Source organism: bacterium, from assembly GCA_035527515.1.
In the GTDB taxonomy this organism is placed as follows: Bacteria; B130-G9; B130-G9; order B130-G9; family B130-G9; genus B130-G9.
In genome coordinates this window covers 61,507-74,485 of sequence record DATLAJ010000132.1, presented here as the reverse complement: position 1 = coordinate 74,485, position 12,979 = coordinate 61,507, and the positions used below count along the sequence as shown (strand labels likewise).

At 57.1% G+C, this 12,979-nt stretch carries 8 protein-coding genes; 7 read left to right on the top strand and 1 reads right to left on the bottom strand.

Annotated elements, in window-relative coordinates:
* Positions 1 to 873 (bottom strand): right-handed parallel beta-helix repeat-containing protein (locus tag VM163_10945; protein ID HUT04395.1); only part of this gene is annotated, 873 nt, incomplete at its 3' end.
* A 221-nt stretch (positions 874 to 1,094) separates the two neighbouring features.
* On the opposite strand from VM163_10945, the gene VM163_10940 reads away from it, so the two are divergent.
* The 7 genes from VM163_10940 to VM163_10910 all read left to right on the top strand — a co-directional run bounded on the left by VM163_10940 (position 1,095) and on the right by VM163_10910 (position 12,609).
* A complete protein-coding gene (locus VM163_10940) occupies positions 1,095 to 3,260 on the top strand; it encodes a hypothetical protein (protein ID HUT04394.1) in 2,166 nt (721 codons plus the stop codon).
* Between the two features lie 121 nt (positions 3,261 to 3,381).
* Positions 3,382 to 4,434, top strand: a complete 1,053-nt coding sequence (locus VM163_10935) for a VWA domain-containing protein (GenBank protein ID HUT04393.1) — start codon at positions 3,382 to 3,384, stop codon at positions 4,432 to 4,434.
* 67 nt (positions 4,435 to 4,501) lie between these two features.
* Complete coding sequence (locus VM163_10930; protein HUT04392.1) at positions 4,502 to 5,218, top strand: tetratricopeptide repeat protein; 717 nt, start codon at positions 4,502 to 4,504, stop codon at positions 5,216 to 5,218.
* Position 5,219: 1 nt separating this feature from the next.
* The gene (locus VM163_10925) at positions 5,220 to 7,067 is read left to right on the top strand and encodes a BatD family protein (protein ID HUT04391.1); all 1,848 of its coding nucleotides are present in this window, start codon (positions 5,220 to 5,222) and stop codon (positions 7,065 to 7,067) included.
* Positions 7,064 to 7,918 (top strand): SH3 domain-containing protein, encoded by an 855-nt coding sequence (locus tag VM163_10920; protein HUT04390.1) that lies wholly within the window; start codon positions 7,064 to 7,066, stop codon positions 7,916 to 7,918. Before VM163_10925 ends, VM163_10920 begins: the two co-directional genes overlap by 4 nt.
* Before the next feature lie 26 nt (positions 7,919 to 7,944).
* Positions 7,945 to 8,424 (top strand): hypothetical protein, encoded by a 480-nt coding sequence (locus VM163_10915; protein HUT04389.1) that lies wholly within the window; start codon positions 7,945 to 7,947, stop codon positions 8,422 to 8,424.
* Positions 8,425 to 8,499: 75 nt separating this feature from the next.
* Positions 8,500 to 12,609 carry an AsmA-like C-terminal domain-containing protein gene (locus VM163_10910; protein ID HUT04388.1) on the top strand — a complete coding sequence of 1,370 codons (4,110 nt, stop codon included), beginning with the start codon at positions 8,500 to 8,502 and terminating at the stop codon, positions 12,607 to 12,609.
* Positions 12,610 to 12,979: the final 370 nt, after the last annotated feature.

Genomic DNA, 12,979 nt, shown 5'->3' with positions numbered 1-12,979 from the left:
GTTATAGCTGATCAGACAGTTTGAGATAATACCCTCGTAGCACGTAACGCCCGTGCCGGAGTTACCAGTAATCGTGCAATTGAACATGATCCCACTGACCATTCTGACGCCCATCCCGGAGTTGTCGCGAATGATACAGTTGCTCATTACCCCATCATCCCATATCATCCCATTGCACTTGTTGTCTCTAACCAGGCACTCTGTGATAATCGCATCGCAGTCGGAGACAGCTGCTCTATCCGAGTAAAGGCTAGCGTCAAGGATTTCATTCTCCTTAATGACGCAATTGCTGATCACGCCACAGCAACGATCCATCCCCGCGCCGTCCGACATACTCCCAGTGGCTATGTTCCCGGTAATGATACAGTTCCGTATATTGCATTCAGCGTCCTGGCCCTTGATTCCCGCCCCCCTTCCGGCTATCTCACCGTTTGTGATCGTGAGGCCCGACAGCTCGCAGGTCTCGTTCTCGGCGCCGGCGAACGTGACGACGGAGCCGCTTGCCCCATCGTCTATGGTCCTGCCGTTTGTGATCGTGAAGCCACTCAGCTCGCAGGTCTCGTCCTCGGTCCCGGCGAACGTCACCACGGAGGCGAGCTGCTGACCATCTATCACCGTCGCCTCAACCACGTCCCGGTCCCAGATGTCGGTCGAGGTCAGCGTGATGTTCTTCCCCTCAAAGTGGATGTTCTCGTAGAACGTGCCGGGATGAACGACGATCGTGTCGCCATCCCGCGCCACATCAATCGCCTCCTGAATCGCCGTGAAATCCCCCGTCCCGTCGAGCTTCACGTGATACTCCGCCGCGTAGGTTTGTAAAGCTATGAAAAGCAAAACCGATAAAAAGGCAAGAACAATGACCACAGACCTCATGATTGAACCTCCCCAATCTGCCACAGCGTTGACCTGAATCAAAGATGCTCCCAACAGACTACATCGATGCTCGCAAAGCGTCAACGTCCGTTAAAACGCACGAAAAATCAGATAGGGCATGGATTTAAGCTTGGGGTATAAACCCCGTTGGGCCTATAATCAGGGAAAAAAGGTTCATAAGGAACCAATTACAGGAATCACCAACGGCAGGCCCTGAAGACATGAATTGGCAAGCAAGTTTTCGTGCTGCCCTCGACCTGTTGTCCACTGAGGCGGCCCGAACGATCTGCATGATTGTGCTCCTAGTGTTGCTGGTCCTGTTCCCGGCGGTGGGGATGTTCGTTCTCCCCGCAGCGCTGCTCTGGGTTCTGGGCGGCTTTCGATCCCTGGACCGCTTCACCAGGGCGATATACTGCATCTTCTTCGGCATCAGCTGCTGGACCTGGCTGCCCTGGCTCACGCGATACGTCCCCATCTCACTCTCATCGCTGATCTGGGTGGTGATGCTTGCACTAGCGGGGATTCTGGTCTTTCTGGCCATGAGCCGCAAACGGCAGCCTCGCCAGCCAACGAGGCGCCTCGGCAAGAGCGCATGTCTGCTGCTGGCAGTTTTGACTGCCGCGATCGTCTTAGCCCGGCTCTTGCCAGCCATCTCTCCGAATGCCCCTCCCGGGGCAGATCCGAGCATGCACACCTACAACGCAAGGCTCATAATCGACAGCGACTCGATACCGAGAACACACCGACCGCTGTTGCCTATCGACTCCTTCGGCGAGTATCCAATAGGCTTTTCGACGCTTGCTGCGTGCAGCTCGCTGATGGGCGGCATGGAGGTTCAGAACAGCACCTTGATCTGGACTGGCCTGACTTACGTCCTTCTCACATTTGGGCTGTTCCTGCTTCTACGTGTCTGGTTCACGCAAGCCATCTCGCTGGTGACCGCGGCGGCGGCAACTTCCCTCGCGAGAGTGCCTCAGGACTACTGTGAATGGGGCGGCAATCCCACAGTTCTGTCCCTTGCTCTTGTCTTGGCGGCGTTCGCGGCGTTGTTTTCTCTGAAGCAGAATCATCGTCTCCCGGACCTCTTTGCTCAGGCGTCTTTATGGGCTGCTGCGCTGCTAATACACGCTATCCCATTCCTCGCCGCAGCCTACTTCCTGCTAGCGTTTGGGTTGTGCCTCTTGGTCCGCGCGGTGATCTTGAGGCGAGCGCAGGAGTTAAAGGCCTGCGCGGCACAATGCGCATGGGTCCTTCTGATCGCATTGTTGCTGGTTACGCCTTTTCTGGCCGGATACTCGGTGAATGTTAGCCCCAAGGAGATCGAATGGGTCAAGTGGTGGCAGCGCGATGCAGACCATGTCTGGCATGGCTCAATCCACAACTGCTTGTGGACTATCCCTCTGTACGTGGCTCGCGTCTTCAGGTACCACATAGTCGGCTTTGCCGTGTTAGGTCTATTCTTCAGCATCTTCAGCTGGCGAAGGCGGATGTGGATCATGCTCTCCTCCGTCGTATTCCTGTTGTTGATCCTCAATTCGCAGTATTGGGTGCTCCCATTCTCTTACGCGCTGTATCCGGAGCGGATGGCTGCTATGCTTATAGCCCCGATAGCGCTGCTCCTGGGAGGGCTGTTGGTCAAGATGCGCCGCCTCCACAGTCGGGCGATTTCAGTGTTAAAGGCCCAACCGTCCGCCTCGCTCGGTCAACGATTGCCGAGAATACTGCCAGTCGTCTGCGCGGCGCTAGCTGCCGCCGCCGTTACCGTTCGGATGGTTGCCAATCTGACTGTCCCGGGTTCAGTCGGCTTTAGGTTTCTTCGTGTAGCGCTTTTCCTGGGGGTGTTCGCGGTCCTATTGTTTGAGCTATTGTCCTTCGGTCGAGATCGCAAACTGGTCAAGGCGGCGTGTGGGCTTTCAGCAGTGTTGGTTCTTTTCTGTATCCTGATTGGCTATTCCTGCATCAATTTGCACGGGTATTATATTGGACCTATGGTCTCCAACTCCGGCGTGGCACAGGCAGACCTAAATGCGTTTGAATGGATCAAGCAGAACACAGCTAAGACGGACATAATCTTGAATGTCCCAGAACATGATTATAGCGGTCTCTGGATACCAGCGCTGTGTGGCAGGAGAATCCGAAGGCCCCACTCCAATCCCTTCTACTTCGACGAGCTTCAAAAGGGGAATGAGGGTGCGGCGACAGCATACGCCTTCATAGGCAGCAGACCCCATGCCAACAGCGAGGTGCATCCCACGGTCGAGGCCATTCGCTATTCTCTAACGTGGCTGAAGGTTGCCTCATTCGGCCAGGCTGAGGTCTATGAACGCTACTTTGTCGGTCCGGGCCGGCCACCGCTGAAACTGGTAGGGCCCAAGGTGGGCGAGTAGCCGGTCCGATCCCCCGTGCGGCGTACTTGCGAATGAGAACAGTTTTTGCTCATCACTTGTTAAACTAGGTAACCGCAAAGATGATCCGGCGGCGCTGAAACAGTAATATCGGGCATGCGTGATGAACACTCTTTTTGAAACAATTGCTGAGGCGCTTCATAGCGGTTTTGGGAATCTTATCTATCTTTACCTGATTCCGTTGGCGGTTGCGCTTCTTTTGTTGCTATACCGCTGGTCAGAGAAGCGGTCGTTGCGAAAACTGTCGCAATTTGCCAACGTAACGGTTTTAGGCCGTCTCTTAGGGTCAGTTGATCATAGGCGTCGTCGGTGGCGTGCGGGCCTTTCTATTGCCGCCGTGGCGCTGGTGTTGGTAGCGCTTGCGGAACCGAGGTTCGGCAAGCGGACGATTGAGCTCACGGCGCGGGGTGTTGACGTTGTAGTGTTGCTGGATACATCGAGGAGCATGCTTGCGGAGGACGTTGCTCCCAACAGGTTCGAGCGCGCCAAGCTTGCGGTCCTGAGGCTGCTTGACCAACTCCACGGGCATCGTATAGCGCTGGTTGTTTTCGCGGGCCGCTCAAACGTTCAGTGCCCGCTGACGATGGATTATGGGGCATTTGCGATGTTCTTATCGAGCGTGCAGGTGGGCTCAGTGGAGCTTGGCGGGACGGCACTGCCATCTGCGATCGATAAAGCATGCAATCTATTCAAGGCCGGGGAACGCAAGTACAAAACGCTTGTCGTCTTCTCTGACGGCGAGAGCCACTCTGGCGACCTCGAGGCAGCGGCAAGGGATGCGGCCAAGCAGGGCGCTGTAATACACGTTGTCGGCATGGGGACGGGCAAGGGTGCGCCGATACCCATACGCGACGAGTCGGGCAAACTCAAGGAGTATCAGAAGGCTCAGGACGGCAGTGTTGTTATCAGCAAGCTGAACCTCACTGGGCTTTCGAGCATAGCCGATATAACCGGTGGGAAGATCGCCCTTCTAACCAGCGAGATAGCAAGCACGGCGCCGATCCGGTCCGCCATATCCAAGATGGCGACCACGGAGCTTCAGTCGAGAACATACACGATCTACAATGAGCGATTTCAGTATCCACTACTGTTGGCTATACTGCTCATCGTTATCGCAGCCTTGCTGCCGACAAGGGCCAAGCCCGAGGCTAGATGAGGGCGATCGAGCCTTAAAGTGCAAGGTTGAAAGAGACAATTAAGATGAAGTGGTCATGCAGCACTTAATGACTAAATGCTTGGTGGTCCTGGTTGTGGCCGGAGTCTGGATGAGCCTGGCCGCGCTCTCGTGGAAGGATAGCGCATCCCAGGATGCTGAGAACGCCATAAAGCTTTACAACGAGAACAAGCTGGACGAGGCGCTGGCAAAGATCACTGCGGCACAGGTGGGGATGCCCAACTCGCCTAAGCTGCAATACAACATGGGCAACGTGCTTTACAAAAAGGGGCAGTTCGAGGACGCGAGGGCTGGCTACAAGACCGCGTCTTTGGATGCGCCGAGGTCGCTTGCGCAGTCCGCGACCTACAACATGGGCAACGCCTCATTGAAAGCGGGCGATATCAAGGGCGCGATTGATGCTTATACCGAGGCGCTCTTGCTCGACCCTGACGATGCCGAGTCGCGATATAACCTCGAGCTTGCGCTTCGTGCCAAACAGCAGAAGCAGAAACAAGACAAGAAACAGCAGGATAACGACAAGAAGGATAAACAGGACCAAAAGGACCAGAGCCAGCAGAAGGGCGAGAAGCCAAAGCAGCAAGAGGACAAGCAGGCTCAGCGTAAAGAGAACGAGCAAGCTCAAGAGAAACCACAAAAGCCTCAGCAGCTAACCAAGGACCAGATACAGCAGATATTGGCGGCGTTAAAACAGCAGGAGCAGCAGGTGGAGAGAAATCTGCATCAGCCCAAGTCGCGCTCTTATTCCGTGGAGAAGAACTGGTAGGATGTTAGGTCTCAGTTTGGCATCCCGCACCAGGGCATTCGCGTTCACAATGGCCATTCTCGCCGCTCTGTGCGCCTCGGCTTTCGCTGGCGGGGCGTCCATTGAGGCGTCAGTTGATAGAGCCTCTGTCTTCATCGACGATGAGATCACACTCATTGTTGCAGCCCAGGGCATCGACGGCGAACCGGACCTTCCGGACATCTCGGACGATTTCTCGATCGTGTCCCAGTCGCAGTCCCGGAGCATGACCATCATCAACATGCAGATCGAGTCGAGCACTACTTACCGCTACGTTCTCCAGCCGGAGCGAGTCGGCGTCCTGAAGATTCCCCCGATACGCGCAAAAGCCGGCTCCAGAACCATCAGGACGAAGCCGATACAGATTGAGGTCCTGGGGCGCCAGGCGAAACCGAGGCAGCGCACACAGCCGACTCAGCCTTGGGCGCGGAATCGCGGTGCGGCATTCGAGCCGGAGCAAGAGACGACGGCTGATCAGGATATTTTCATCGAAACTTCAGTTGACAAGACTACGGTGTTCCTTGGGGAGCAAGTTACTTTGAAATTCAAGCTCTTCACAAGATTCAACCTTGCCTCGGCCGACTACACTCCACCGCCGTGCACGAACTTCTGGAAGGAGGATATTCAGGGCAAAAAATCATATACCGCTGTGGTCCGAGGCAGGCGTTACAGAGTAGAGGAGATAACGACCGCTCTGTTTCCCACCAACACAGGCGTGCAGACCATCGGGCCGGGGTCGCTTATTTGTTCTGTCGATACGTTCTTCTCGCCAACGTTCTCGTTCCGCAATCTCGACCGGCAGCGGCCTCGGCATCTGAAGACGAAGCCGATTGATATTACTGTGAAGGCTCTCCCAAACGGCGCACCCGCGACGTTTCACGGGGCAGTCGGCCAGTTCTCTCTGAGCTCCACCATTGACAAGAGAAGCGTCCAGCTCGGCAAGCCCGTGACGCTCAGGATCAGAATATGGGGCACGGGAAACGTGAAGACTATTCAGCAGGTCCCGAAGCCCGAGCTCGAGAACTTCGACATCTATGAGCCGAACGTGAAGGAAACGGTCGATAACAAGAAGTCCACAATCTCCGGGTCGAAATCGTTCGAGTTCGTCATGGTTGCGAGAAAACCAGGGTCGCACACAATCCCGCCGGCCGAGTTCTCATTTTTCGACCTGCAATCATCCAAATACAAAACACTCAAGACTCAACCAATCAAGGTCGAGGTTACCGGAAGCCTGTCCAAAACTCCCGCAACGCCGCTTGGCGGCCTCCTAAAGAGAACCGACGTTAGGCAGACCGGCGCCGATATCGACTACATCAAGCCCAAGATGACACGTTTTGAGGATTTCCGGCAGGACCTCTACAAGCGGACCTCGGCACTGCTCGTCATCTTGTTGCCTGCGGTTCTGCTTCTGGTCCTCTGCGCCAAAGACGTGGTCGTTGAGAAGGTCTTGGGCGATACCAAGGTCCGCGGCGCCTGGAAGAAGGCCGTCCGGGGGCTTGCAAGGGCGAAATCCCACATGGACTCTGATGCGCCTCAGGAGTTCTATTCTCAGCTTGCCAAATCACTCATTGACTACGTAGCCGACAAGTTCGACGTGCCGGCGCCGGGCATCTCGGCGATGACCGTGGGCGCCATAATCGGCGACTCCAACGCGGGCAAACACGCCGCCAAGCTCGCCTCGGAGTGCATGGAGGTCTGCGACTTCTATCGCTTCTCCGCGCAGAAAAGCTCGACGCAGGAGATGCAGGACGTCCTATCAAGAGTTGAGGAGACGCTCTCGATACTCCATCGCGCTGCGCCAAAGAAAGAGACGGAGCAACGCTCGCAATGATGTCACCCCGCAGTGCCGGACAGTCTGCCGCCCGACGGTCGTTGGTTGTGATGCTGATTGTCTTTGTCATCTCGGTGGCCTGCCCTGCCCTGCTGCCTGCTCGGACGCAGTTCGATCCCGCAGTCGTGATCGAGCTTTACAACGACGCGTGCAGCCATTATGAGCAGGACGATTTCGCCGGCGCAAAGGACAGGTTCCTCGCTGCGGCCCTAACCAGATGCCAGAACCCGGACCTCTTCTACAACCTCGGAAACTGCTACTTCAGAATGAGGGATTTCGGACACGCCATACTGAACTACGAAAAGGCGAGGAGGCTCGCGCCTCGTGATGCATCGATAGCGCACAATTTAAGCCTCGCCCGCTCCAGCATTGTTGACAAGATCGAGCCACCGCACCACAACATCCTGGCCCAGATGCTCTTGGACATCTACTCGCTCTTCAACGTCAACGAGTGGACGATAGTATCACTTTCGCTTTACGTTGCGTTCATGGCGCTTTTGATTGCATTCGTGATTCTGAAGGGAAAGCCAAGAGGCATGGAGGCTCGCGCAGGTCGCGATAAGACTCGGAAGATCATCCTACGCATAGCCGTGATATTTCTCATCTTAGTGCTCTTCTGTGGGATAAACACAGGGATCAAAGCTCACTCATTTAGCAATCACAACTACGGCATAGTCGTCTCTGACCTCGTCAAGGCCAGAAGCGGCCCAAGAGACGAGTTCGCCAAGGTTTTTGAACTGCACAGCGGGACAGAGGTCCGCGTCCGCAACAAGGTGGACAACTGGTATCAGATCAGCATCCAGTCCGGCCTAACAGGATGGGTGCCCCAGAAGTCGGTCGAGACCATTTAATCATAAGCTTGCCAAGGAGCATCACTATGCCAACGCAGCACCACAACGGCACGAGCCGCGATGGCCGGGCACAGCAGAAGGAAGACAGGCAGCAGTTACCGTCCGCAGAAGCTCGCAACCCGAGGCAGACTGCGCGCGCTAAGCATGGGCCAGGGTTGGGCACCTCCAGAAGCATCTCCGCCATCGTTGCCGGCCTGTTCCTGCCGGGCGGTGGGCACTTCCGAATCGGCCGGCCCGCTCGAGGCGCCATCTATCTTCTGGGTTTCATTCTCGCCGGCGTCATCACATTTCTCTCAGTGCCGTTCCAGACGCAGCTCCCGTTGTCCATGAGAGGCTACTCCGACGGTATGGCCAGCTTGTATCAAACCCTCTCGTTCCTCGTGAGCCGAAAAGTCATATACACGCTCGTTGCGCTCTGTGTGGCGCAGGCAGCCTCCGTCATAGACCTCGTCATCCTTATCATTATCGGCGACAGGCCAAGCAAACTACCTGAGAGTCGCCAGTGAAGCTCGCTAATATCTTCGGCATGACCGGTGATGCGCCCGCTGGGCTGATCGGCGCCAGTTAACGGGGAGAGCGCCATGCGTTCTTTGGTTTTCAGACACAAGAGGCTGCTTATCGGGCTTGCCGTCGCGGCCGTTCTCCTGCTCGCAGCGGCTCTCGTGGCGCCTCATCTCGTGAACCTTGACAGATATGCCCAGTTGCTGGCAGACGGCCTCTCTTCGGGCATTGGCTCACCGGTGACGATCAAGAGCGGGCGGTTTGCTATCTTGCCGGACATAAGCTTCGTCGTTAGCGACATAGAGCTTCCCGAAGTAGCGGGTCCGCTTGAAAAGCTCACCGTGCCAAAGGCCAGGATCGATCTGGACGTTCTCCCGCTGCTTTTCGGGAAGATCAGGGTTGAGGAGGTCCACGTATATGGTCCACAGATTCTCGCCGTTCTGCCTTGGCAGTCCAATGTCAGTGCGAAAAGCCCTTCCGCCGCAGTAGAGTCGAGCAGCCCATTCAGCTTTCTGAAGTCCACGGATATGCTTCCAGAAAGCCTCGATGTCACCATCAGTGGCGGGCGCCTGACCTTCCTTGACCGCTCTGTCGCATCACCCGCAACAATCAGGATTACGCTCAACGACATCGAGGCTGCTTTAAGCGGCATGAACTGCGACGTTCCTTTCCAAGTGAGCGCCAGGTGCCAGGTCCAAGGGAAGCGTGCCGCCTCAGGCTCTGTCCGGGCTCAACTTCGGATTGATCCCTCGGGGCCACGCAAGAACGCTCAACTGCTGCCCTTCGGTCTGTCAGGAGACGTGAGCGCTCGCGCTGTTCCGTGTTCTTTTTTTCAGACATATCTTCCGCCCGATGTCTGTGCCGCCGGCATTTCAGGCAGCTCGCACCTCGATCTGACCTTCGATGTTCAACGCAACGGCGACACGTCCTTAAGAGGTAACCTGCTGGTTCGGCGCCTCGCGCTCGACCACAGCTTGTCGAGCAAGGGTGCTGCGCACAATCTCAATTTTTCGTTCCTGGCGAAGGCCGACGGGGCGGCCCTCGTCGCTCAGCATTACTCGGTGGTTGTGGACGACAGCGAGTTTACTGGCAGATTCAAGCTCGTAGGCCCGGGCTCCAGCGATGCCACGATCGAGTGCACCTTCAGCGGGCCCAGGCTGCCCATCGCGACGGTCCTAGACCTTCTGCCAGCTGGGCTGCTGCCGCCGAACGCTACGAGCAGAATCCGAGCGATGGCTATCTCGGGCGAGCTGCGCGACCTAAAAGCCCACTTGGCGGGCAGGGCGGGCGATATGGCCGATTCGAGCTCGTTGGTGCCGAATCTGCTCACGGCCAATTGCATCCTCCGCGATCTGGCCGTCTCTCCCGCCGATGAAAGCCTTGCGCTAGCCGAGTTATCCGGCGATGTGGTCGTTCGGGACGGAACGATAGGCCTCTCGCTCTCTGGAGGCAACGCCCGGTGGCGGTCGCCCGACCTTGCGATCGACGCATTAAGGGCCGAGGCGACGCTCTCTCCCCGATTGGCAGAGGTTGATGCCTCTGCCAACCTAAATGGCCAGTCCGCTGTCAGGCTCTCCGCGAAGATTGCTGACCCCTTCTCTGCCTCGGCCTCGCTCTCGGCGGGTGCAAGCGTTCACGCCAACGAGCAGCTGGTTCGTAGGCTTCTGGACGCGGCGGGCCTCGATTCGCTCTCTATCAGGGGCCCCGCTGCCGTTATAGAGGCCAATGCAAAAGGCGGCTACGAGAAGCTAAACCTCTCGCTGAAGACCGACCTGTCAGAGCATGACATCGCCTATCCTGAATGGTTCAGAAAGAAGGCGAGAGAGCGCTGCCTCGTGCAGGCATCGGCAACGACAAAGGGCCTTGAAGAGCTCTCGTGGGACGAGGCGCAAGTTGCCATCGGGGATGTGGTCGTGCAAGGCTCCGGCAAAATCGCCCACATCGGCTCGCCCGGGTGGGAGCTCTCCGCGTCCCTTGCCGAGACGGACGTCTCCAAGCTCGCAAGCTTCTGCCCTAACCTGCCCAAATCTGGTCTGACCGGCAAGCTTGCCGGCTGGTTCAGGGCCTTTCCAGAAAGCGTGCAGGCTGAAGAGTCTGGCTCTCCCAACCGACGCCCATCGTCGCACTTGTGCCAGGCTGGTCTCGTCTTGACGACAGATGGAGGGACGATAAAAAAGTTACTTGCGGCCCAGATGATGCCTGACAGGCTTAGAAGTGCGGCCAAAGAGCTCGATTTTACATCCGGGAAGGCCAAGATTGAGGCGACTGCGAACTTCCCGCTGGCTAAGCCGCAAGAGGTAAGATTCGGAGGCTCGGTTGCGATCAAGGACATGCAGGTGTTGCATCGAGACTTACCCCTCGCCCTGTCCCGTCTCTCGGGCAAGATCGCGCTCGCCGAAGACAAACTTCACATAGAGCGACTCACAGGTGCGCTCGGACAGAGCGACTTTGAGCTCGCGGGGCAGGCGGAGGGACCTCTCGTGGCTGCCTTTGCACCCGAGCAATGGAGAAAAACTGCTGTTCGTGTGCACCTCTCGGCCAAACCGCTGCTTTCTGATCTAAGGACACTCTTCGGCCCCACTTTTCTCGAGGAACTGTCTTGCACAGAGTTCCCAGAAGTCCAGCTTGATGCCCAGGGAGTCCTAGATGACCTTGCCCTTGATGTGCACGTTTCGCCCCGGGGCCAGGTCTCATGGGGGGACATCTGCCTCGACCCTGAGCGCGCGAAGCTCGCGGTCTCGCTCGCTGCGAAGCTTGAAAAGCTCGCTCGCCTCAGCAAGTTAAGAGGCAGTGTGCAGGTTGGCTCGTCGGAGCTGAAAATCACTGGGGGCGCAGCTGATTTTGCACAACCTCGGCTTGAGTTCGAGGTCGAGGGCGACCCGGTCAGAATGGCCGACGTATCGCGGCTTTTGCACGCACTCGACCCCAACGCGGCCGCGGGCGAGTTCATCCTAAGTGTCAAGGGCGAGCTCGGACCAAAAATCCCTAACGGCGCCGCAATCTACTCGCGACTGCGCGCAAACGCGGTCGGTCTCGGATTGGTGCGGGCAGGCCTGCGATTCACTGACATAAGCGGCTCTCTCCACCTTTCGCCGGGTCTTTTGTCCGTTGAGAGCTTGACCGTCAAGATCGGCCAGTCGCAGGCGTCGCTCGACGCCCGCGCCAATTTCACAGAGAACGTCCTCCAAGTGAGGATCAAGTCGCCGAGGCTCAATACCGAGGATTTTTTGCACGCCTTGTCTAGAGCAGGGGCCAAGACGGCCGAGAAGGCCCCGGCGACCTCCGTGACCGCGCCTTTGGCACCACCCGGCGACCTTGGGCAGCTCCAGAGCCTACCCTTCATTGGGCGTGGAACGGTGGATGCCTCGCTAAGCGTCGATGATTTCTCCGTCGGTGAGCGTGATTTTGGGGGGATTGATCTGACGGCGCCGGTCAGGAATGGCGTCATGAAGATCGAGGATTTCAAGGCGAACTTCTGTCATGGAACGCTAACTGCAAACCTCGTGTCGCAGTTCCTATCAGAGTGCGGCCTGTCGTTTGAAACCGATTTCAAGATGAAAGACGTCAAGCTCGAGGAGCTCCTTAAGCTCTTGGGCATAAGCAAGGTTCTTGCGACCGGCAGGGCGAGGGTCTCGGGGCAATTTCAAGGCTGTGGAAGCAACGCAGACGAGCTTCTGAACTTCGCCAGGGGACGGTTCGATCTGAAATCGAGGGACGGCGTCATCAAGAGATTCGGAATACTCTCCAAGATATTCTCGCTAATGGACATCTTCAAAGTGTTCAAGATGGACTTCAGGGACTTCGTGACCTTGGGCACGCCATACAAACTTCTGAAATGCTCGGCAACGCTCGACGACGGCGTTCTATCTACCCGCGACCTCGTCGTTGATGCCAGCTCGATGAAGATGACCGGGGTCTGCGACGTTGACCTGATGAGCGGGACGATCGAGGCGACCATCGGCGTTTTCTTGATGCCGACTATGGGGAACATTGCGCACAAGATACCCTTTGTCGGGCCGGTCATAACTCTGCACAACAAGACGATCGTCCCAGTCTATTTCTGTGTCCATGGAGACCTGTCCAACCCGAGCGTGCAGCCCTTGCAGGTCTATAACATCAGGAAGGGCGTCGCCAAGGTGCTCCGCGACCTCGTCAGCTCTTCCGGCGAAGAGCGCCAGAACGGGAAGTGATGGGGAGGCGCATCGCCGCCGGACCTGCCGTCCCCAATGTGGCTATAGAACGACATCGACGTCGTGTAGGGGCGGTTCACGAACCGCCCTTAACGCGCCCGATCGGATCAGACCAGGGCGATTCGTGAATCGCCCCTACATAGGCAAAACGGACTTATTGGACAGTCTCTTCATTCGGGGGAATTGGAGCAGCCGCACACATCCCCTCCTTCCCGTTCGGATGAGGATTCTGGGGAGGGAAAACATCAGCAGGAATGGAGAAAGAGAACCTCAGCGGGTCCATCTGTCTGTGTTCGCGTGCTTCTTTGTGGTAAAACCCCAAAAGACTTGCGAAGACGGCCGTACACGAGCTGGACAACACATCGAAGGA